Genomic DNA, 21041 nt, shown 5'->3' on the forward strand with positions numbered 1-21041 from the left:
GGCGGGTGACCCGGCCCCGTACGGAAGGTGAACTCGCGGCTGCCGGAGCGCGGGAGGGCGTCCGCGACCACGGATCGCGCGTGCGCGTGGTCACGGTCGGCAAGGGAGCCGGCCGACCGGCACGTGCGGCCCTGCCGTGACGGCCCGACCCCGGTGCCCCCTGGGGGGATCCTTCCACCCGGGGGTCTACACGTATCCGACACGGCTCCTCCCCAGGTATGACACCGCGTGCCGCCGACTACATCAGACACGGGCGCGGAGTCCGGCTCTCAGGCTGACCTGGGGGCGCATCGGAGCGGAGACGATAGAGGCACGATCCTGCCGACCTCCCTGACGTGCGACGACGCACCGCCGGGTGGTCGATCCTGCCTTCGACCCCGACGGGAGCCCCTTTCGCCGTGGCTACGTTCCTCTACAAACTCGGGCGGCTGTCCTTCCGACGCCGCCGCTATGTGGCCCTGCTGTGGGTGCTGCTGCTCGGCGGGATCGGCTACGCGTCGTCGGCCGCGCCGGCCCCGCCCGCCGACTCCTTCTCCATGCCGGGCACGGAGTCGCAGAAGGCCTTCGACCTCCTCGAGCAGAAGTTCCCCGCGGCCAGCGCCGAGGGCGCCACCGCCCGCGTCGTCATACGCGCCCCCGAGGGCGAGAAGCTCACGGATCCGGCGCAGAAGACCGACGTCAAGAAGCTGGTGACCGCGCTCGGCGACGGCCCCGAGGTCGCCTCGGTCGCCGACCCGTACAAGGCGAACGCCGTCAGCAAGGACGGCACCACCGCCTACGCGTCCGTGACGTACAAGGTCGCCGGCACCGAGCTGTCCGACGAGGCCCACGAGGCCCTGACGAAGGCCACCGACGACGCGCGCGCCGCCGGCTTCACGGTCGAGACCGGCGGCGACGCCGTCGAGGCCGAGCAGGAGATGGGCGGCAGCGCCGAGATGATCGGCATCGCCATCTCGGCGATCGTCCTCGTCATCACCTTCGGCTCGATGATCGCGGCGGGCATGCCGCTGCTGACCGCCATCATCGGCGTCGGCATCGGCGTCTCCGGCATCGCGGCGCTCGGCAGCGTCCTGAACCTGTCCAGCACCACGTCCACGCTGGCCTCGATGATCGGCCTCGCGGTCGGCATCGACTACGCCCTGTTCATCGTCTCCCGCTACCGCGCGGAGATCGCCGAGGGCCGCGAACCCGAGGAGGCGGCGGGCCGCGCCACCGGCACGGCCGGCTCGGCGGTCGTCTTCGCGGGCCTCACCGTCATCGTCGCCCTCACCGGCCTGTCCGTCGTCAACATCCCGATCCTCACGAAGATGGGCCTGGCCGCCGCGGCGACCGTCGCCATCGCCGTGGTCATCGCGCTCACCATGATCCCGGCGCTGCTCGGCTTCGCCGGCAAGAAGGTGTTGCGCCGCAAGGACCGCAAGAAGTCCGCTTCCGGGCAGACCGCCCCGGAGGGCAAGCCGAACCTCGGCACCCGCTGGTCCCGCTTCGTGCTGCGCCGCCCGCTCGCGGTCCTCGTCGTCGGTGTGCTGGGCCTCGGCGCGATCGCGGTCCCGGCCGCGAGCCTCGAACTCGGCCTGCCGGACGAGGGCACTTCGGCGCCGGACAGCACGCAGCGCAAGGCGTACGACATGCTGTCCGAGTCGTTCGGCGCGGGCTTCAACGGCCCGCTGATGGTCACCGTCGACGGCAAGGGCGCGGAGGGCGCCGCCAAGACGGTCGCCGCGTCGCTGAAGAAGGTCGACGGCGTCGCCGCGGTCGCCCCGGCCCAGGTCAACCCGGCCGGTGACACCGCCATCATGACGGTCGTCCCGACCTCCGGGCCGAGCGACCACAAGACCGAGGAGATCGTCAAGACGATCCGCGGCGAGGCGAAGACGCTGGGCGAGCAGACCGACTCCGAGGTCCTGGTCACCGGCCAGACGGCCATGACGATCGACTTCTCGCAGACCCTGAACGACGCGCTCGTCCCGTATCTGCTCCTGGTCGTCGGCCTCGCCTTCCTCCTCCTGATGCTGGTCTTCCGCTCGATCCTGGTCCCGCTCAAGGCGGCGCTCGGCTTCCTCCTGTCGGTGGCGGCGGCGCTCGGCGCCGTGGTCGCGGTCTTCCAGTGGGGCTGGCTCGCGGACGTCTTCGGCGTCGACCAGCCGGGCCCGATCATGTCGATGATGCCGATCTTCATGATCGGCGTGGTCTTCGGTCTCGCCATGGACTACGAGGTCTTCCTCGTGACCCGCATGCGAGAGGCCTACGTGCACGGGGCGCGCCCCGGCGAGGCCATCGTGACCGGCTTCAGGCACGGCGGCCGGGTCGTCGGCGCCGCCGCGATCATCATGATGAGCGTCTTCTCCGGCTTCATCATGGAGAACAACGACATGATCAAGATGATGGGCTTCGGCCTCGCCGTCGCCGTCCTCTTCGACGCCTGGGTCGTCCGCATGGCCCTCGTGCCCGCGGTCATGGCCCTGCTCGGCAAGTCGGCCTGGTGGCTGCCCCGCTGGCTCGACAAGGCCCTGCCGAACGTCGACGTCGAGGGCGAGAAGCTCCAGAAGAACCTCTCGACCGTGTCGCCCACCGAGGACGACCGCGAACTGGAGCCCGTACGCGGCTGATCCCAGCCCCTTCACGACGGCGCGGGCCCCCTCCGACCACCGGAGGGGGCCCGCGCCGTCGTGGCACACAGGTCAGCGAGTGGGCCGCCACTTCCCGTCGGGGGAGAGAACCGGGGCCTGCCTGCGCGCCTGCGCCTGCACCTCGACGTGCGCCTCATGAGCGGTCACCCGGAACGCCTCCTCCCACGAGGCCAGCGCCGCCCCGACCGCCCCACCGGCCGTCCCCCGCCGCCGCACCCGGCGCGCCAGCCACACGAAACCCACGAGCACAGCGGCGAACCCGCCGAAGACCACGAGCAGGGGGAGCAGTCCGTTCATGCACGGGAGGCTACGCCGGAGCGGTCACGCTTCGAAGGGCACCCCGTGGAGGCGGTCGCCCCCCGCCCTCGGGTCGGAACGGCGACATGTGGTGTCCGATCTGCCAGTCCTCCGCTGCGGTCGGCGTCCGCTCGGGCTGGAGCACGGCATGTCGAGCTTCGACGCGGCGGGGAACAAGTGAGGCGGCGGTCACGTCGAACACACCCGCACAGTGTCGTGACCGCCGCCAGGACGCACTCCCGCAGTCGGGTCGGGGCGCGTCACCGACCTCAACCGACGGGCTCGTGCCGGGGTGACGGGCATCGGCCCGAACCCCCTCAAACGGTTGTCCGGTCGATCGCCTGTGCCAGGGCGGGGGTTCAGGCCCCGGTGAGGACGCCCGTGAGCACCGAAGTGACGACCTTGCGTACGTCCTCGGCCGCGGGGCGGCCCTCGTCGCGGCCGGCGAACAGCAAGTGGCCCGTGCCGATCAGGGTGAGGGCGAGGGTGTCGACGTCGGCGGTCGGCGCGATGCGGCCCAACTCCCGTTCCCTGCCCAGGTATGCGGTGACCGTCGCCGACGCCTGCGTCAGGACCGGGATGCCCGGCTGGCCGGCCGCGCGCAGCCGGGCCCGTAGCCCGTCGCGGAAGGTGATCAGGCCGACCATCGACAGGGCGACCGGGCCGAAGAAGTCGGTCAGGGCTTCCGTGAGGTGCTCGATCACGGACCCCGAGCCGGCCGCCGCCCCCAGGGCCGCGGAGCGGTCGGCGATCCGGCCGACCCGGTCGAGGACGAGTTCCGCGAGGAAGGTGTCGAAGTCCGCGAAGTGCCGGTGGAGCACGCCCTTGGCGCAGCCCGCCTCCGTGGTGACGGCCCGGCTCGTCAGCGCCTCCGCGCCATCGCGGAGCAGAACGCGCTCGGCCGCGTCGAAGAGCTGCGCGCGCACATCCTGAATGGCCACACCCGTCGGCACCTGCACGTCTCCTTCGTCGACTGGGCCAACCGTAGACGAGTGGGCACCTGCCCACTAGGGTGGGCGCATGCCCACTCACCCCGTACCGGCAGACGAGCCGAACGAACCGCACAAGGCGCGGGCCATGGCGGAGTCCTTCGGCGCCGACGCCGCACGCTACGACCGCACCCGCCCGCGCTACCCCGACGCCCTGATCGAGCGGATCGCCGCCGCGGCGCCCGGACCCGATGTCCTCGATGTCGGCTGCGGCACCGGCATCGCCGCCCGCGCCCTCCAGGCGGCGGGCTGCACGGTGCTCGGCGTCGACGTCGACCCGCGCATGGCCGACTTCGCGAGGGAGCGCGGAGTCACCGTCGAGGTCGCCCCGTTCGAGATCTGGGACGCCCGGGGGCGCACCTTCGACGCGGTCGTTGCCGGGCAGACCTGGCACTGGGTCGACCCCGTCGCGGGCGCCGCGAAGGCCGCCGAGGTGCTGCGCCCCGGCGGCCGTCTCGCCCTGTTCTGGAACACCACCCGGCCCGGCCCCGAGCTCGCCGAGGCGTTCTCGGCCGCCTACATGCGGGCGCTGCCCGACGCCCCGCGCAACCCCTGGTCGCGATCCGTCATCGACGCGTACGGAACCATCTTCGGCACGGTGTCCGGCGCGATCCGCGACACCGGCGCCTTCGGCGAACCGGAGGAGTGGCGCGTCGACTGGGAGCGGCATCGCACCCGCGACGCCTGGCTGGAGGAGATCCGCACCAGCGGCGAGGCGGGGCAGCACACACCGGAGCAACTCGCCCGGCTCCTGGAGGGCATGGGCGCCGCGGTCGACGCGGTCGGCGGCGCCTTCACGATGCCGTACACGACGGTGGCGGTGACGGCGGCACGTCAGGCCCGTCAGTCCGTGTAGACCTCCGCCCGGTCCACGCTCACGAACGACGCGCCGGACGACGCGTTGTGCTCCCCGGTCACCCGGACCCGCAGCGTGTGCCGGCCGCTCGGCAGCCGGGGACTGAGGTACTGCACGGTCTCCCCGGTGCGGATCGCGCCGTAGAAGTCGACGCGCTGCTCGGGGCCGCCGTCGACACTGATCGCCGCGATGCCGTTGCCCGTGTCCCGTACGGAGAGCAGCGCGATCCGCGTCCCGGTGAAGCCGAACGTCGCCGTGGCGCCCGCCCGGTCGCTCCAGTGGTCGTCGCCCCAGAAGCACTGCGTGCCGCAGCCCGTACCGGAGTTCCAGGTGCCCGTGTACGCGAGGGTGGCGTCGCCGCTGGAGCGGCCGTCGTCGTTGACCCAGTGGTTGCCCGAGCCGGGGTCGCCGGACGGCAGGTTCTGGGTCGCGCCCATCGCGAGCGGCGTGCCCAGGTCCGGGCTGCCGTCCGCGTTCCAGCTGATCTTCTGGGCGCGGGTGGTGCGGTTGGTGTACGTGTACGCCGACGTGGTCTTGGCGTGGTAGATCAGCCAGTCCTCGGTGCCGTCGGGGGAGGTGAAGAAGGCGTGGTGGCCGGGGCCGAAGACGCCGCGGTCGTCGGCGCGCGAGAAGACCGGCCCGGCGTGCTGCTTCCAGTTGCCCGGCACCAGCGGATCGGCGCCGTTCGCCAGGGACATCATCCACACCTGGTAGTCGGGCTTGCCGGTGTCGCAGGTCGAGTACGTCATCCACGTACGGCCGTTGCGGTTGAGGAACTCCGGGCCCTCGCGGACCTCGGGGCAGCCGCCCGCCGCGTCGATCGCGACCGCGTCGCCGGAGACGGTGTACGGGTTCGACAGCGGCGCGATGTTGAGCCCGTTGTGCTGGTACGGGTTGATGCCGCTGTAGGCGAGGTAGAGCCGGCCGTTGTGCCGGAGGATGCCGGGGTCGATCGCGAAGTCGTTCGGGTGGTTGGGCGGGGTGAGCTTCGCCTTGAAGTGGTACGGGCCCGCCGGGTCGTCCCGCTCCGATTCCAGGACGTACAGGCGGTGATGGTCGTCCGTGCCGTCGTCGGCGGTGTAGTAGAGGTACCAGCGGTCGCCGAAGCGGTAGAACTCCGGGGCCCAGATGTGCTGGTTGCGCGACGCGTCGCTGTCGGTCCACACCGTGATCGGGTCGGTGTCGAGCAGCGTGCCGAGCGACGGCGAGCGCCACATCTTGATGCTGTCACCCTGGGTGGTGGTGAGGTGGTAGGCCCCGTTCGCGTAGGCGAGGAACGGGTCGGGCCCTGAGTTCAGCGGATTGCGGAAGGTGCCCGCGGCGGCCGCCGCGGGTCTCTCGGCGGCGGCCTGCGGGGCCGCGACGAGACCGACGAGCAGGGCGAACAGTGCGGCGAGCAGGGCGGAACGGGGCAGGGTGCGCATGATCAGCTCCTTACATCGATGTAATGGGCACGGTGCGTTCGGGTCACTGGCCGCCGAGGCCCGTCGTCGCGACCGACTTGACGATGTGCCGCTGGAAGAAGACGAACACGACGACCAGCGGCAGCGCGGCGAGCACGGCCGACGACATCGTCTGCGCGTACTGGACGCCGTACGCGTCCTTCACCGACGTGATGCCGACGGGCAGCGTCATCAGGTCCGGGTCGGACGTGGAGACGAACGGCCACAGGAAGTTGTTCCACGCCCCGATGAACACGAAGATCGCCACGGCGGCGAGCATCGGCCGCGACAGCGGCAGCAGCACCGACCAGAAGATCCGCCAGTGCCCGGCGCCGTCGATCCGCGCCGCCTCCTCCAGCTCCCGTGGAAGGGAGTCGAAGTGCTTCTTCAGGATGAAGACCATCACCGGCGCCACCGTCTGCGGCAGGATCACCGCCCAGTACGTGTCGAGCAGGTGCAGCGTCAGCATCTGCCGGAACCACGGCACGATCAGGATCTGCGGAGGCACCAGGACCGCCGCGATCGTGAGGACGAACAGTCCGCGGCGTCCGGCGAACACCGTGCGCGAGAAGGCGTATCCCGCCATCGCCGACACCAGCACCGTGATCGCCGTGACGGCCGCCGAGATGAGGAGGCTGTTCAGCATCCACAGCGGCAGGTCGCCGCGCTCCCACACACTGCTGAACCCCTGGAGCGTGAACCCGTGTTCGGGCCACAGCCACTTCAGCGGATTGCTCGCGTCCTGCTCGGACTTGAACGCCGTGAGGACCGCCCACGCCATCGGCAGCAGCCATACCAGCGCGGCGATCGTGAGCACGGTCAGGGCGAGCACGCGCGCGGTGCGGTTCTCGCCGAGCGTCAGATTCGTCCGCGACCGGTCCGGACGCCGCGGCACCTTCAACGGGCGTACGGAGCGGGGTGTGTGACGGGCCGGCGCGGGAGGGGCGGGGACTTGGGTGGAGGTCATGGTCACTTCTCCCGGCGGCGGAGTGCGGCGAACTGGACGGCGGAGGCGAGGACGACGAGGGCGAAGAAGATGTAGCTGATCGCCGACGCGTAACCGAGCCGGTAGCCGGTGAAGCCGACGTCGTAGACGTACTCGACGACCGGCCGCGTCGAGTTGTTCGGCCCGCCCTTGGTGAGCAGGTACACCTGGTCGAAGACCTTCAGGGACGCCAGGATCTGGAGCACCGTGATCACGACCGTGATCCGGCTGAGCTGCGGCAGCGTGATCGACCACAGGCGCCGCCACGCCCCCGCGCCGTCGATGGCGGCGGCCTCGTACAGGTGGTCGGGGATCGACTGGAGCGCGGCGAGGTAGAGCAGGAAGTTGAAGCCGACCGTCCACCACAGCGTCGTCAGGGCGACCGCCCACATGGCCACCGACTCGTCGCTCAGCCAGGCGAGTTGACCGAGGCCCAGCGCGTCGAGGAGGTGGTTGTACAGGCCCAGATCGGGCTGGTAGAGCCACAGCCACAGCAGGCTCACCACGCCGACCGGCAACAGATACGGCGCGAAGAACGCGAGCCGCCACACCCACTGGCCGGGCAGGCCGGTGTGCACGAGCAGCGCCATGCCGAGCGCCACGACGACGAGCGGCACCGTCGAGATCGCGGTGAACCAGACCGTGTGGCCGAGCGCCCGCCACATCTCCGCGTCCCGGAACGCCTCCGTGAAGTTGCCGGCGCCGACGAAGGACGGGGAGTGCGCCGACAGGGACGCGTCGGTCAGGCTCATCCACAGCCCCTGGCCCAGCGGCCAGAGCATGAAGACGGCGAACAGGGCGAGGAACGGCAGCGCGAACAGCAGGCCGGGGGAGACCAGCCGTCGCACCGCCAGGGCCCGGGGCCGGGCGAGGGGAGAGGACATCGTCGTTCCTCCTGGGAAGGGTCCGAAGGGTCCGAAGCGGCGGCGGCCGGTCAGGCCGGGCTCGGCTTGGCGAGGAAGGTGTTCAGGCGCCGCACCATCGCGCGCGCCGCACGGTCCGGGGACAGGCCGTTGAGGAGAGCCTGCTGGAGCACCTGTGACATGGCGTTCTGGAAGTCGGAGCCCGCGCCCGCGAACCAGACCGACGGGTCGAGCACGACATGGTCCTGGGCCGACTTGTAGTGCGCCTGCGGCAGCAGACCGGCGTACGCGCGGGTGCGGGTGACCGGCCCGTACGCGGGGATGTGCCCGGCGCCCGCCCAGATCTGACCGGCCTTCAGGAGCGCGGCCACCGTGCGGTGCGTGCGGCGGCGGTGCTCCTCGTCGGGGTGCGCGCGGTGCGGCAGCACGAACGAGTGCGAGTCCGCGTACACCGCCGGCGTCCCGAACACGGTGGGCATCGGCGCCGCGCCCACGTTCTTGTCCGCGGCCCTGAAGGTGCCCAGCTCCCACTCGCCGGAAAGGATCATGGCCGTCTGCCGGTTGGTGAACGAGGCGATCGCCGCCGCGTAGTCGAGCCGCTTCGGGTTCACCGTGCCGTCCACCAACTTGGCCATGAACGCGATGACTTCGGCCATCCGGTCCGGATCGACCTCGGCCGGACCGCCCTCCGGGAGCGTGAACGCGCCGCCGGTCTGCCGGTACAGGCCGTAGAACAGCCGCCAGCCCTGCGCGGTGTCGGTGGCGTACCCGAACGCGACGCCCTGCTGGCCCGACGCCTTCGCCAGTTCGCGGCCGGCGTCGAGGAAGCGCTCCGGGGACGAGAACGCCTCCGCGTCGAGCGTGCCGTCCTTCGTGAGCAGCCCGGCCTTCTTCACCGGCTCCGGGTGGAAGAACACGATGAACGGGTGGGTGTCGAGCGGGACGGCGTACGTGGCGCCCTTGTACTGCGTACGGGACCACACCGCATCGGTGAAGTCGCCCTGGCGCACGCCGAATTCGGCCAGCAGGTCCAGGTCCCACGGGTCCACCAGGCCCGTCGGCGCGTACCCGGCCAGGCGCGACATGTGCGCGATCGCGACGTCGGGGCCGCGCCCGCCGGCCGAGGCCATGGCGAGCTTCGTGTAGTACGGGGTGCCCCACTCCAGGACGGTGCGTTCGATACGGGTGCCCGGCATGTCGGGCCGCGCCGCGCGCGCCATCTCGTTGAACAGGCCGCCGTCGGCCCCGCTGAACGGATCCCACAGGCGGACGGTCGACTCGTCGGACGCCAGCGCGCTGCCGCAGCCGCTCAGCGCTCCGGCGCCGAGGGCCGAGGCGCCGGTGGCGAGGGCCGCCGTCAGCGCGCGGCGCCGGGTGAGCGCGGGGCGACCGACGGGGACGGATGTGCCGGTCATGGTTCTCCTTCATGCATCGATGTAAAGAGCGGGCATGGCTGGGTGGTGGCGGGATCAGTCCTGGTCGCGCCGCCCGGACTCGAAGGCGGCCGGGCGCAGCTGGGCGGCGCGCAGCAGAGCGGTGTCGACCTTCTCGCCGCGGTCGAAGAGATAGACGCCGTTGCGCTCCTGGAAGACGTCCGTGAGCTGCGTGTAGCAGTAGCCGAACATGTCCGGGTCGTCGAGGAGCACGCCCGTCAGACCGGTGAACCGGTCGACGAACTCCTCGGCTGTGCGCGGCCGTTCGCCGTACCCCCACGACGCGTCCCGCTCGGACCCGGCGACGTCGGCCGCCGCCCGCGGATCCCACCAGATGCCACCGAACTCGCTGCAGAAGTACGGCTGCCCGCGGTAGGGGACTGACCAAGTACGCCCGTCCGGACCGGAGTTGACGAACGGCTTGTCCTCCGCGAGGCCGTGCATCGTCTTGGCGAAGGCCGCCGGGTCCTGCTCGTAGCAGTGCGAGTCGTACACGTCCGTCTCCGGGACGCGGTGCGCGTAGCCGGACGCGTCGATGACGGGCCGGGTGCCGTCGGCCTGCTTGGTCGCCAGGAACATCGCCCGTGTGACGTCGTCGAGCTGCGTGATCCGGTCGTGCAGGGTCTGGTACGTCTCGTTGAGCGGGCACCAGCCGATGACCGACGGGTGCGAGTAGTCCCGCTCGACCGCCTCCAGCCACTGCGTGACGTACGAGGCGTCGGGCCGCTGGTTGTCGTCGCGCACGCCGACCTCGCAGCCCCAGTCGCCGAACTCGCCCCACACCAGGTAGCCGAGCCGGTCCGCGTGGTACAGGTAGCGCTCCTCGAAGACCTTCTGGTGCAGCCGGGCGCCGTTGAAGCCCGCCGCGAGGCCGAGTTCGATGTCGCGTACGAGGTCCGCGTCGCTCGGCGCGGTCATCAGGCCGTCCGGGTAGTAGCCCTGGTCGAGCACGAGCCGCTGGAAGACGGGCTCGCCGTTCAGGAGCAGCCGCTTGCCGTCGACCGACACCGAGCGCAGACCGGCGTACGACGTCACGCTGTCGACCGGCTCGCCGTCGGGGCCGACGACGTCGAGCAGGAGGTCGTACAGGTGCGGGTCCCCCGGCGACCACACCCGCAGCCGGTCCTCGGGCACGGCGAGGGCGAGCCGGGGCACGAGGTCGAGGTCGGCGCGCGCCTCGGCGGCGACCACCGTGCCCCGCGCGTCGCGGAGCGTGGCGCGCACCCGGTGACCGGGGGCGTTGCCGGTCAGCGGCAACTCCAGGAAGAACGAGCCTGAGGCCAGGTCGGGCGTGATGCGCGGCCGCTTGAGGGCCACGGTGCGCGGCACCGGCTCCAGCCACACCGTCTGCCAGATGCCCGTCGTGCGGGTGTAGTGGCAGTGCGAGTTGGCGTACCAGGTGGCCTGCTTGCCGCGCGCCTGCGGCCCGTGCCGGCTGTCGCGGGCCCGCACGACGATCGTCAACTCCCGCCCGGCCTCGGCCACGTCGCCCAGGTCGGCGGTGAACGGCGTGAAGCCGCCGCGGTGGCGTGCCACCTCGACCCCGTTCGCCCACACGGTCGTGTCGTGGTCCACGGCGCCGAAGTGCAGCAGCACCCGGGCGTCCGTCCACGCGGCCGGCACCGTCACGGTGCGGCGGTACCAGACGGCCTCCAGGAAGTCCGTCTCGCCGATCCCCGACAGCTCGGACTCCGGGCAGTACGGAACGGTGATCCGGTCGGTCAGCGGGCGCTCGCGCAGGCCCCGTTCGAGCCCGGTGTCGGCGCGGTCGATCTCGAACTCCCATACGCCGTTGAGATTCAGCCAGTCCGCGCGGGCGAACTGCGGCCGCGGGTACTCGGGGCGGGGCTGAGCCGGGAGGGACGGGACGGGCATGGTGCTCCTCGCGTGTCGGTGCTGTGCGTGATCATGGTCGGCCGGTCCGGCGCGAAGGGCGTTCCGGGCGGCGCGAGGCTCATGGCACCATGACGATTACATCGATGTAAATCCCTGGGACGGTCAAGGATCCGGCCCGAAACCGATTCGTGACGCTGGGTACGATCACAGACGGCAGACGGAAGGAATGAACAGCGTGGCGGCCAGACCCAGGATCAAGGACGTGGCGGAGTACGCGGGCGTCTCGCCCAAGACGGTCTCCAACGTGATCAACAACTTCGAGCACGTCTCCGACCGCACCCGGGAGGCGGTCCAGGAGGCGATCGACGCCCTCGGCTACCGCGTCAACATGGCCGGCCGCCAGCTCCGGCAGGGTCGTACCGGCATGATCACCCTCGCCGTGCCCGAACTCGACGTCGCCTACTTCTCCGAGCTGGCCAAGCACGTGATGACGGAGGCGGACCGCCGCGGGCAGACCGTCCTGCTGCACCAGACCGGCGGGGTCCGCGAACGTGAACTCGCCGCGCTGCACGGCTTCGACGCGCAGTTCACCGACGGCGTGATCCTCAGCCCGCTCGCCCTCCACCCCCGCGACCTGGCCACCCGGGACCGCCGGCTCCCGGTGGTCCTGCTCGGCGAGCGCCCCGCCGAGGGCAGCACCGACCACGTGGCCATCGACAACGTGGCGGCCGCGCGCGAGGCGACCCGCCACCTGCTGGCGCGCGGACGGCGCCGGATCGCCGTCGTCGGCGGCAGTGTGCGGGGCCGTCAGGGCACCGACCGGCTGCGCACCGAGGGTTACCGCGAGGCGCTGAAGGAGGCCGGTGTGCCCTTCGACGCCGACCTCGTGGTCCCCGTGGACGCGTACCACTGGCGGGACGGAGCCCGGGCGGCCGGCGCGCTCTTGGACGAAGGGCCGCGCCCCGACGCCCTGCTCTGCCTCAACGACCACCTCGCGCTCGGCGCACTGCGCTCCCTGCACGAGCGGGAGCTGCACGTCCCCGGTGACCTGGACGTGGTCGGCTTCGACGACATCGAGGCCTCCCGGTTCAGCGTCCCCAGCCTGACGACGATCGCCCCGGACAAGACGGAGATCGCCCGGGCCGCCGTGGCGCTGCTCCTCGACCGTATCGACGAGTCGGCGCACGGCCCGCTCCAGGACCATGTCGTCGGGCACGAGCTGATCGTGCGGGAGAGCACCGGAGGCTGACCCCTCCGCCGTGCCGCACGACCGCCTCGGCTTCGGCCAACAACCGGAACATCTCGGCCACGCAGTGTGTTGCGTCGACCAAGCAGGGCATGGACGCTGAGAGAGGACCGGAATCCGTTGTGCGGAGGTGGGCAGTGGCACCCGCGACACCTCGCCCGCACGCGTCGCCCGCAGGGGACGACGCGGCGCGCGTCGTCGAGCTCGAGAAGCAGGTGGAGCAGCTGAAGCAGGCGGTGAACTCGCACGCCGAGATCGACCAGGCGATGGGTGTCGTCGCCGCCGTGGGGCGCATCCCTCCTGCCGAGGCGTGGGACGTCCTGCGCGAGGTGTCGATGCGCACCAACACCCGGCTGCGTACCGTCGCCGCGCAGGTCATCGTCTGGGCGCGGACCGGAGACCTGGACCAGGAGATCCGCAGCGAGATCGAGCGCCAGTTCGTGCTCCGCAAGGCCGAGGCGGCCGCCGAGGCCCTGCCGGAGAAGTCCTGAGCTTCTTTGTGAGTCTCCGCTCCCCGGGTGACCGAGGAGCGGAGGGCGGGCTCACTGCCGAACCCGCCGCATCTAGGGTCGGCCGTCCATGCTGTCGGAGTAACACCCTGAGCCGCAGGCAAACGCAAGATCCTCGGAATCTTTACGCCGCCTCGCGCTGAGGCCCACGATTGGCCCCGCCTCCCGGGGTACCCGCCGGTGACGATCGCCGACGCCGCGAGGAGGACACATGGGGGCCGACGGGTCACGCGGGCTGGAGACCGCGCTGCGCGAGCGGGTCGACGGGGAGGTCCGCTTCGACGCCGGGAGCAGGGCCGCGTACGCGACGGACGCCTCGAACTTCCGCCGGACGCCGATCGGCGTCGTCGTCCCGCGCACGCCCGAGGCCGCCGCCGACGCCGTGGCCGTCGCGCACGAGCACGGCGCGCCCGTCCTCTCGCGCGGCGGCGGCACCAGCCTGGCCGGACAGTGCACCAACACCGCCGTGGTCCTCGACTGGTCCAAATACTGCACGCGCATCGAGTCGGTCGACGCGGACGCCCGCACGTGCGTCGTGCAGCCCGGCATCGTGCTCGACGAGCTCAACCGCCGGCTGGCCCCCACCGGTCTGTGTTTCGGACCCGAACCGGCCACCCACGCCAACTGCACCATCGGCGGCATGATCGGCAACAACTCGTGCGGCGCCACCGCCCAGCGCACCGGCAAGGTCGTCGACAACATCCGCCGCCTCGAGGTCCTCCTGCACGACGGCACCCGGTTCTGGTGCGGCCCCACCGACGACGAGGAGTACGCCCGGATCGAGTCCCGCGGCGACCTCCGGGCGTCCCTGTACCGGCGGCTGCGGTCCCTGCGCGACACGTACGCCGACGAGATCCGCCGCCGCTACCCCGACATCCCGCGCCGGGTCTCGGGCTACAACCTCGACTCGCTGCTGCCCGAGCACGGCTTCGACGTCGCCGGGCTGCTCGTCGGCAGCGAATCCACGCTCGTCACCGTCCTGCGGGCCGAACTCGACCTCGTCCCCGTGGTCCAGGAGCAGACCCTCGTCGTGCTCGGCTTCCCGAGCATCGAGGCGGCCGCGGACGCCGTGCCCGCGATCCTGCCGCACGAGCCGATCGCCCTGGAAGGCGTCGACGCGCGCCTGGTCCACGACGAGCGACTCAAACACCTCAACCCGAAGGCACTGGACCGACTCCCGCAGGGGCGGGCCTTCTTGATGGCCCAGTTCGGCGGCGCGACCCTCGACGAGTCCGACGCCCGCGCCCGGCGGATGCTCGCGGCGCTCGACGAGTCCCCGCACGACCCGGAGGTCGCCTTCCTCGACGACGCGGCCCGCGAGGCGGAGCTCTGGCAGGTCCGCGAGGCGGGCCTCGGCGCCACCGCGCACATACCGGGCCGCGCCGACACCTTCGAGGGCTGGGAGGACTCCGCCGTCGCCCCCGAACGGCTCGGCGACTATCTGCGCCGGCTGCACGCCCTGTACGAGGAGTTCGGCTACCTCAGCGACACCGGACCCAGCCTGTACGGACACTTCGGGCAGGGCTGCGTGCACACCCGGATCCCCTTCGACCTGTACTCCGCCGACGGCGTCGCCACCTACCGGCGCTTCATGGAACGGGCGGCCGACCTGGTCGTCGAGTTCGGCGGCTCGCTCTCCGGCGAACACGGCGACGGGCAGAGCCGGGGAGAGCTGCTGCCGCGCATGTTCGGCGAGTGGCTCGTCGCCGCCTTCGGCGAGGTGAAGGCAGCCTTCGACCCGGACCACCTGATGAACCCCGGCAAGGTCGTCGCGCCCGCCCGCCTCGACGAGCACCTGCGGCTCGGCGCCGACTGGGCCCCCGCCGACCCCCAGGACCTGCACTTCCACTACCCGCACGACGGCGGCTCGTTCGCCGAGGCCGCCAACCGCTGTGTGGGCGTGGGCAAATGCCGGCAGCGGACCACCGAGGGCGGCTCGGTGATGTGCCCCTCGTACCAGGTCACCGGTGAGGAGGAGCACTCCACGCGCGGCCGCGCCCGGCTGCTCTTCGAGATGCTCGACGGTCACGGCGACAGTGCGATCAAGGACGGCTGGCGCTCCACGGAGGTCAAGGAAGCCCTCGACCTCTGCCTCGCCTGCAAGGGCTGCAAGAGCGACTGCCCCGCCGATGTCGACATGGCGACGTACAAGGCGGAGTTCCTGGCCCACCACTACGAAGGCCGCCAGTGGCGCAGGCCCCGCTCGGACCTGGCCATGGGATGGCTCCCGGCCGCAGCCCAGTTCGTCGGACACGCCCGGCTCGCACCGCTCGTCAACACCCTCACCCACACCCGGCCGTTCGACCGTGCCGCGGCGGCCGTCGCCGGGCTGGCCCGGCGCGAGCTGCCGCTCTTCGCCGGGCAGACGCTCCGGCAGTGGTTCGCCCGGCACGAGCCGCGAGGGGACGGGGCGCGCGGCACGGTCCTGCTGTGGCCCGACACCTTCACCGACGCCTTCCACCCGCACGTCGGGCAGGCCGCGGTCCAGGTGATGGAGGACGCCGGCTGGCGGGTCGTCCTGCCCGGCGAACCGCTGTGCTGCGGACTCACCTGGATCTCCACCGGCCAACTCGCCACCGCGAAAAGGGTGGTGCGCCGCACCGTCCGGCATCTCGCCGGGCATCTGCGCGCGGGCGGCCTCGTCGTCGGCCTGGAGCCGAGCTGCACCACCGTCTTCCGCTCCGACGCCGCCGAGCTGTTCCCGGGTGATCTCGACGTACGGCGCCTGCGGCGGCAGACCGTCACCCTCGCCGAACTCCTCACCGAGCACACGCCCGGCTACACGCCCCCGCGGGTGCCCGACCACGCGGCCGGCGCGCTCGCCCAGGTGCACTGCCACCAGCACGCCGTGCTCGGCTGGGACGCCGACCAGGAACTGCTGCGCCGGGCCGGCGTCGACGCCGAACACCTGGATTCCGGGTGCTGCGGTCTGGCCGGCAACTTCGGCTTCGAGCGGGGCCACGAGGACGTCAGCGAGGCGTGCGCCGAGCGGGTCCTGCTGCCCCGGCTGCGCGAGGCCCCCGCCGGGACCGTCGTCCTCGCCGACGGCTTCAGCTGCCGTACCCAGATCCACGGCCTCGACAGCGGCGGCCACGAGGGCGTCCACCTCGCGGAACTCCTGGCGACCGGCCTCGCGCAGGGAACGGGCAGCGCCTACGCGACCGCACCGGGCGCCCGCCCCGAACCGCCCGGGAAGGCGGCACGGGCGCTGACGAGGACGGCGGCGGTCGCGGCGGCGGGCGCCGCCTGCCTGGGGGCCTGGCGGCTGCGCGGGCTCAGGTCCGGGCCAGCAGGGACCGTACGCCGTCGCCGCTGAGGGTCAGGGCGTCCGGCGAGCCCCCGTCGATGGTGAGGGACAGCTCCGCGGGCCAGCCCGCCGCCAGCGCGCCCAGCGGCACCGGGCGGCACTCCGAGATGAACGGCAGCAGTTCCGCCATCCGCAGCTCGGACGTGAAGACCGGCACGAGCTGCTCGCCGCCCGGCTGCTCGATCACGGGCAGCGCGAGGCTCCGGTCGTCGGGCCCCTGCTCCGCGCGGGCTTCGTCGGGCACGGGCACGAGCACCTCGCTGCCCGCCAGGGTGTCGAGCGCGTTCTGGTCCCCGGTGTTCTCGGCCAGCGCGCTGAGCGCCTGCTGCGCGGGGGACGGGGGGTTGCCCGACGCGTCCGGGGTTCCGTTGATGTCCATGGTGATCTGTTCCTCGCTTCTCGTCGGGATCCGGCCGGGGTCGTCCCACAGGCCGGGAAGCGGGTCGCGTACCCAGGGTGTACGGGGACATGCGCGGCCCGCTGTCAGTGGTGGCTGCGAGGCTGAACCCATGGACGAACAGGAGTTCTTGCAGGGCAGGGTCTACGGAGCCGATCACGACGACGCGGCCCCGCGCCCGGGGCGCCGCTACGCGGAACTGGTGGGCGGCCCGCTCGACGGCCTGCTGCTCGACGTCACCGACGCCGACGGTGCGGACGGGCCGCGGGAGGTCGCGCTGCCCACGGAGTTGGGCGCCTTCGGCGCGGGCGGGCGCGCGCTGTACGGGCCGGTCGACGGGGGAGCGGGGCGCGGCCGGTTCGTGTGGCGCGGGGACACCCCCTGACCGGCGGCCGCGTAGGCTCGGGCCCGTGTCCGACACTCGCCTGCGCCGCGTCGCCGTCCTCGTCCTCGAAGGAGCGAAACCGCTCGATGTCGGCATCCCCGCGCAGGTGTTCACGACCCGCGCGAGCATGCCGTACGAGGTGCGGGTGTGCGGCGCGGCCGCCGGACTCGTGACGGGCGGGGACGGACTCTCGTACGCCGTCGCCCACGGCCTGGAGGCGCTGGAGTGGGCGGAGATCGTCTTCATCCCGGGGTACCGCCTCCCGGACCGCGACGACCCGCCGAAGCCCGTCGTCGACGCGCTGATCGCCGCCCACGACCGGGGCGCGCGCCTCGCCGCCATCTCGACCGGAGCCTTCGCCCTCGCCGCGACCGGCCTGCTCGACGGCCGCCGCGCCACGACGCACTGGCACTACACCCGCGCCCTCGCCGCCAGGCACCCGCACATCCGGGTCGACGAGAACGTGCTGTTCGTCGACGAGGGCCGGGTCCTGACATCGGCGGGGGCCGCCTCCGGCATCGACCTGTGCCTGCACATCCTCCGCGGCGACCTCGGCGTCGCCGCCTCCAACCACGCGGCCCGGCGCCTGGTCGCGGCGCCCTACCGCAGCGGCGGCCAGGCCCAGTACGTCCCGCACAGCGTGCCCGAACCGCTCGGCGAACGGTTCGCCGACACCCGGGAGTGGGCCCTGCACCGGCTCGGCGAACCCCTCACCCTGGAGCTCCTGGCCCAGCACGCGGCGGTCTCCGAGCGCACGTTCTCCCGACGGTTCGTCAAAGAGACGGGCTGCACGCCGATGCAGTGGGTGATGCGGGCCCGCGTCGACATGGCCCGTGAACTCCTGGAGCGGTCGGAGCGCAGCGTCGAGCAGATCGCCGCCGACGTCGGCCTGGGCACCGGGGCGAATCTGCGCCTCCACTTCCAGCGCATCCTCGGCACCACCCCCAGCGAGTACCGACGCACCTTCACCCAGGGCGAGTAGAGCCGGCGCAAGAGGGTGTCGGGATCCTTGCGGATCGTGGCGATCACGCCACTGTCGACGGCGGTCGCCGCGCGCGAGCCTTGAAGGGCGAACGGAAGGGACACCACTCATGACTCGCATCGCCATCAACGGATTCGGCCGCATCGGACGCAACGTGCTGCGCGCCCTGCTGGAGCGCGACACCGCGCTGGAGATCGTGGCCGTCAACGACCTCACGGAGCCCGCCGCCCTGGCCCGGCTGCTCTCCTTCGACTCCACCGCAGGACGCCTGGGGCGCCCGGTCACGGTCGACGGCGACACCCTCGTCGTCGACGGACACCGCATCAAGGTCCTCGCCGAGCGCGAGCCGGCCAAGCTGCCGTGGGCCGAACTCGGCGTCGACCTCGTCCTGGAGGCCACCGGCCGCTTCACCTCCGCCGAGGCCGCCCGCGCGCACCTCGACGCGGGCGCGAAGAAGGTCCTGGTCGGCGCCCCGTCCGACGGCGCCGACGTGACCCTCGCCTACGGCGTGAACAACGACGCCTACGACCCGGCCGCGCACACGATCATCTCGAACGCGTCGTGCACCACGAACGCGCTCGCGCCGCTCGCCGCCGTCCTGGACGAACTCGCCGGGATCGAGCACGGGTTCATGACCACGGTGCACGCCTACACCCAGGAGCAGAACCTCCAGGACGGCCCGCACCGCGACCCGCGCCGCGCCCGCAACGCCGCGATCAACATCGTGCCGACGACGACCGGCGCAGCCAAGGCGATCGGCAAGGTGCTGCCCGGACTGGACGGCAAGCTCTCCGGCGACTCCATCCGCGTGCCCGTCCCGGTCGGCTCGATCGTCGAGCTGAACACGACGGTGGCCCGCGACGTGACCCGCGAAGAGGTCCTGGCCGCCTACCGTGCGGCCGCCGACGGCCCGCTCAAGGGCGTCCTGGAGTACTCGGAGGACGCGCTGGTCTCCTCCGACATCACCGGCAACCCGGCCTCGTCGATCTTCGACTCGGAGCTCACCCGCGTCGACGGCCGCCACATCAAGGTCGTCGCCTGGTACGACAACGAGTGGGGCTTCTCGAACCGCGTCATCGACACCCTGGAACTCCTCGCCGGACACTGACCGCGTCCGCGCACACGAGCGGGGCGGCACCCTCGGGTGCCGCCCCGCTGCCGTCTGTGCGCCCTCAGGACTGGGGACGGCTGCCGTGGTTCGCGCCGTTCTTACGACGGGCCCTCTTCTTACGGCGTCGCTTCGAGGACATCGTTACCTCCCAGGTGATGTGGGTTGTGTGGAGCTTCCCGGCGAGGGGAGCCCAGGTGAGCACGGTGCCGCCTACCCACGTGAACACGGGGGATACCGTGGCGTGAGTCACGGAACGAAGAACGGAGTACCGAGCTGTGGGTTACGGGGGAGCGGTGACGCAGGACGAGAGCAGGGCCACGTGGGGACTGATGATGTCGTGTCTGCACGGCGGGGTCGGCGGACTGCACTGGGGGACCCGGGCCGAAGGCCATGTGAGCGGGACGCGGCGCGAGGCGCGGAACGCCCTGTACCGGCATGTGCTCGCCTTCGAACCGAGGAAGCCGCTCAACCTCGTACGGCGCACGGTGTACGAGGAGGGCGAGGGGTATCTGCTGATCGCCGAGGGGATGACGCAGACCTTCGAGTACCGGTTCTCCCTCTCCCGCGTCGTCCACGACACCGCACAGCAGCCGGCCGCCCCGGCCGTCCCGCCGCCACCGGTCGCACCGCCGTCCCTGTGAGCCGTCCGGAGCGGTCAACTCCCCTTCCGTGGACGGATCTCAGGGGCGTCTCAGGGTCGTCCCGGGGAGTGCTCGGTCGGGACCGGGGAACTTGTGCTGCGACGGCCGTCTCCCGGAAGGGTCCTGGAGAGGCCGTCCCGGAATAGGCCGAGAGGTCTGGAGGGACGAACAGGCATGGACATCTCCGGAATCATCAGCGCGATCGTCATCGGCGTGATCATCGGCGTCCTCGGACGCCTCGTCATCCCCGGCCGGCAGCGCATCGGCATCCTGTGGACGATCCTGGTCGGCATCGCGGCCGCCTTCGTCGGAACCGCCGTCGCGTCCGCGTTCGACGTGGCCGACACCGCCGGCATCGACTGGATCGAACTCGCCATCCAGATCGGTCTGGCCGCGCTCGGCGTCGTGGGAGTGGAGCAGGCGAAGGGGCGCCGCTGACCTCGCGGTCGAAGGCCGTCCCGCGGATGTGTTTGTGGCGGCCGGATGCGGCTAACCGGCCACTATGGCGAACTCACAGGACAAGGACGTCAAGGACGTCAAGGACACCACGGACGTCAAGGAAGGAGCCGGCCGCGCGGCCGGGGCCGGACGGAACGCGGCGGCCAAGGCGCGGTCCGCGGGCGCCGAAGGAGCGCGTGCCGCGACCGGCGCGGGCGAGGCCGTGGGGCGCGCGGCGACGACGACCGGCGCCGCGCTCACCAGCGCCCGTGAGGGCGTGGTCGCGACGGCGGGACAGGTGGCCACGGCGGCCACCACGGCGTGGACCGTACTGAAGAACCGCAAGATCGTCGCCGCGGGGGCGACGGCCTCCATGGCCGCGCTGACCGCGGCGTCGTACGCGGCAGGACGCCGCGCGGAACGCGGCACCCAGGGCCCCCTCACCCGCCTCACCGGTGGCCGGGTCTGACCAGCAGGGACAGAGCGACAGCACGACACGGGAGCGCCCCGCCGGACCATCCGGCGGGGCGCTCCCGTGCGCCCCGCCGCTGCCGACCGCGTGCGCCGCCCCGTGCATCAACCTCCGCTCCCCGCGCCGTCGCCTCTCCCTCTGCGCGTGCTGTGCGCCCCCGCGAAGGGGTTCGCCGCGGGTGCGGCCCGGTGATAACGCTGGAGACACGGGCTCACCGGACGG

19 protein-coding genes are annotated in these 21041 nt (G+C 72.1%); 11 read left to right on the plus strand and 8 right to left on the minus strand.

Annotation, left to right across the window (positions count from 1 at the left end; translation table 11 throughout):
- Positions 1 to 398: 398 nt before the first annotated feature.
- The gene (locus tag AB0L37_RS30965) at positions 399 to 2609 is read left to right on the plus strand and encodes an MMPL family transporter (RefSeq protein ID WP_365512753.1); all 2211 of its coding nucleotides are present in this window, start codon (positions 399 to 401) and stop codon (positions 2607 to 2609) included.
- 72 nt (positions 2610 to 2681) lie between these two features.
- Here AB0L37_RS30965 and AB0L37_RS30970 read toward each other — a convergent pair whose 3' ends face one another.
- Together AB0L37_RS30970 and AB0L37_RS30975 are read right to left on the minus strand one after the other, a co-directional pair.
- A complete protein-coding gene (locus tag AB0L37_RS30970; protein ID WP_365512756.1) occupies positions 2682 to 2927 on the minus strand; it encodes a hypothetical protein in 246 nt (81 codons plus the stop codon).
- 359 nt (positions 2928 to 3286) lie between these two features.
- On the minus strand, positions 3287 to 3868 hold the full coding sequence (locus AB0L37_RS30975; protein WP_365512759.1) for a TetR/AcrR family transcriptional regulator: 582 nt from the start codon (positions 3866 to 3868) through the stop codon (positions 3287 to 3289).
- 79 nt (positions 3869 to 3947) lie between these two features.
- Between AB0L37_RS30975 and AB0L37_RS30980 the strand changes: the two genes are divergently transcribed.
- Positions 3948 to 4772: a methyltransferase domain-containing protein gene (locus tag AB0L37_RS30980; RefSeq protein WP_365512762.1), complete on the plus strand. Its 825-nt coding sequence runs from the start codon at positions 3948 to 3950 to the stop codon at positions 4770 to 4772.
- On the opposite strand, the gene AB0L37_RS30985 is transcribed toward AB0L37_RS30980, so the two are convergent.
- Genes AB0L37_RS30985 through AB0L37_RS31005 form a run of 5 tightly spaced genes read right to left on the minus strand, consistent with a single transcriptional unit; the run spans position 4760 to position 11370 of the window.
- Complete coding sequence (locus AB0L37_RS30985; protein WP_365512765.1) at positions 4760 to 6196, minus strand: family 43 glycosylhydrolase; 1437 nt, start codon at positions 6194 to 6196, stop codon at positions 4760 to 4762. The genes AB0L37_RS30980 and AB0L37_RS30985 overlap by 13 nt on opposite strands.
- Positions 6197 to 6239: 43 nt before the next feature.
- Positions 6240 to 7181 carry a carbohydrate ABC transporter permease gene (locus AB0L37_RS30990; protein WP_365512768.1) on the minus strand — a complete coding sequence of 314 codons (942 nt, stop codon included), beginning with the start codon at positions 7179 to 7181 and terminating at the stop codon, positions 6240 to 6242.
- A 2-nt stretch (positions 7182 to 7183) separates the two neighbouring features.
- Complete coding sequence (locus AB0L37_RS30995; protein ID WP_365512770.1) at positions 7184 to 8083, minus strand: sugar ABC transporter permease; 900 nt, start codon at positions 8081 to 8083, stop codon at positions 7184 to 7186.
- Between the two features lie 50 nt (positions 8084 to 8133).
- On the minus strand, positions 8134 to 9477 hold the full coding sequence (locus AB0L37_RS31000; protein WP_365512773.1) for an extracellular solute-binding protein: 1344 nt from the start codon (positions 9475 to 9477) through the stop codon (positions 8134 to 8136).
- A gap of 54 nt (positions 9478 to 9531) precedes the next feature.
- Positions 9532 to 11370, minus strand: coding sequence for a sugar-binding domain-containing protein (locus tag AB0L37_RS31005; RefSeq protein ID WP_365512776.1), 1839 nt, complete (start codon positions 11368 to 11370; stop codon positions 9532 to 9534).
- Positions 11371 to 11557: 187 nt separating this feature from the next.
- On the opposite strand from AB0L37_RS31005, the gene AB0L37_RS31010 reads away from it, so the two are divergent.
- From AB0L37_RS31010 to AB0L37_RS31020, 3 genes are all read left to right on the plus strand, one after another.
- Positions 11558 to 12580 carry a LacI family DNA-binding transcriptional regulator gene (locus tag AB0L37_RS31010; RefSeq protein ID WP_365512779.1) on the plus strand — a complete coding sequence of 341 codons (1023 nt, stop codon included), beginning with the start codon at positions 11558 to 11560 and terminating at the stop codon, positions 12578 to 12580.
- 134 nt (positions 12581 to 12714) lie between these two features.
- The gene (locus AB0L37_RS31015; protein WP_365512782.1) at positions 12715 to 13068 is read left to right on the plus strand and encodes an ANTAR domain-containing protein; all 354 of its coding nucleotides are present in this window, start codon (positions 12715 to 12717) and stop codon (positions 13066 to 13068) included.
- Positions 13069 to 13297: 229 nt separating this feature from the next.
- Entirely contained in the window at positions 13298 to 16402 is a 3105-nt protein-coding gene (locus AB0L37_RS31020) for an FAD-linked oxidase C-terminal domain-containing protein (protein WP_365512785.1), read from the plus strand.
- Here AB0L37_RS31020 and AB0L37_RS31025 read toward each other — a convergent pair.
- Positions 16362 to 16772, minus strand: coding sequence for an SseB family protein (locus AB0L37_RS31025; RefSeq protein ID WP_365512788.1), 411 nt, complete (start codon positions 16770 to 16772; stop codon positions 16362 to 16364). The genes AB0L37_RS31020 and AB0L37_RS31025 overlap by 41 nt on opposite strands.
- A gap of 130 nt (positions 16773 to 16902) precedes the next feature.
- Between AB0L37_RS31025 and AB0L37_RS31030 the strand changes: the two genes are divergently transcribed.
- From AB0L37_RS31030 to AB0L37_RS31055, 6 genes are all read left to right on the plus strand, one after another.
- Positions 16903 to 17175, plus strand: a complete 273-nt coding sequence (locus AB0L37_RS31030) for a hypothetical protein (RefSeq protein WP_365512791.1) — start codon at positions 16903 to 16905, stop codon at positions 17173 to 17175.
- A gap of 25 nt (positions 17176 to 17200) precedes the next feature.
- A complete protein-coding gene (locus AB0L37_RS31035) occupies positions 17201 to 18157 on the plus strand; it encodes a helix-turn-helix domain-containing protein (RefSeq protein ID WP_365512794.1) in 957 nt (318 codons plus the stop codon).
- 109 nt (positions 18158 to 18266) lie between these two features.
- Entirely contained in the window at positions 18267 to 19265 is a 999-nt protein-coding gene (gap, locus tag AB0L37_RS31040; RefSeq protein ID WP_365512797.1) for a type I glyceraldehyde-3-phosphate dehydrogenase, read from the plus strand.
- A gap of 296 nt (positions 19266 to 19561) precedes the next feature.
- Entirely contained in the window at positions 19562 to 19909 is a 348-nt protein-coding gene (locus tag AB0L37_RS31045; protein ID WP_365512800.1) for a hypothetical protein, read from the plus strand.
- 174 nt (positions 19910 to 20083) lie between these two features.
- Positions 20084 to 20347, plus strand: a complete 264-nt coding sequence (locus AB0L37_RS31050) for a GlsB/YeaQ/YmgE family stress response membrane protein (RefSeq protein WP_365512803.1) — start codon at positions 20084 to 20086, stop codon at positions 20345 to 20347.
- Positions 20348 to 20411: 64 nt separating this feature from the next.
- On the plus strand, positions 20412 to 20816 hold the full coding sequence (locus AB0L37_RS31055) for a hypothetical protein (RefSeq protein WP_365512806.1): 405 nt from the start codon (positions 20412 to 20414) through the stop codon (positions 20814 to 20816).
- Positions 20817 to 21041: the final 225 nt, after the last annotated feature.

This window comes from Streptomyces sp. NPDC052225, assembly GCF_040679615.1.
Classification (GTDB): Bacteria; Actinomycetota; Actinomycetes; order Streptomycetales; family Streptomycetaceae; genus Streptomyces.

Coding starts and splice junctions, on each gene's coding strand:
- AB0L37_RS30970 (WP_365512756.1), bottom strand. CDS start 2,927: ATGAACGGACTGCTCCCCCTGCTCGTGGTCTTCGGCGGGTTCGCCGCT.
- AB0L37_RS30980 (WP_365512762.1), top strand. CDS start 3,948: ATGCCCACTCACCCCGTACCGGCAGACGAGCCGAACGAACCGCACAAG.
- AB0L37_RS30985 (WP_365512765.1), bottom strand. CDS start 6,196: ATGCGCACCCTGCCCCGTTCCGCCCTGCTCGCCGCACTGTTCGCCCTG.
- AB0L37_RS30990 (WP_365512768.1), bottom strand. CDS start 7,181: ATGACCTCCACCCAAGTCCCCGCCCCTCCCGCGCCGGCCCGTCACACA.
- AB0L37_RS30995 (WP_365512770.1), bottom strand. CDS start 8,083: ATGTCCTCTCCCCTCGCCCGGCCCCGGGCCCTGGCGGTGCGACGGCTG.
- AB0L37_RS31000 (WP_365512773.1), bottom strand. CDS start 9,477: ATGACCGGCACATCCGTCCCCGTCGGTCGCCCCGCGCTCACCCGGCGC.
- AB0L37_RS31005 (WP_365512776.1), bottom strand. CDS start 11,370: ATGCCCGTCCCGTCCCTCCCGGCTCAGCCCCGCCCCGAGTACCCGCGG.
- AB0L37_RS31010 (WP_365512779.1), top strand. CDS start 11,558: ATGAACAGCGTGGCGGCCAGACCCAGGATCAAGGACGTGGCGGAGTAC.
- AB0L37_RS31020 (WP_365512785.1), top strand. CDS start 13,298: ATGGGGGCCGACGGGTCACGCGGGCTGGAGACCGCGCTGCGCGAGCGG.
- AB0L37_RS31025 (WP_365512788.1), bottom strand. CDS start 16,772: ATGGACATCAACGGAACCCCGGACGCGTCGGGCAACCCCCCGTCCCCC.
- AB0L37_RS31030 (WP_365512791.1), top strand. CDS start 16,903: ATGGACGAACAGGAGTTCTTGCAGGGCAGGGTCTACGGAGCCGATCAC.
- gap (WP_365512797.1), top strand. CDS start 18,267: ATGACTCGCATCGCCATCAACGGATTCGGCCGCATCGGACGCAACGTG.
- AB0L37_RS31050 (WP_365512803.1), top strand. CDS start 20,084: ATGGACATCTCCGGAATCATCAGCGCGATCGTCATCGGCGTGATCATC.
- AB0L37_RS31055 (WP_365512806.1), top strand. CDS start 20,412: ATGGCGAACTCACAGGACAAGGACGTCAAGGACGTCAAGGACACCACG.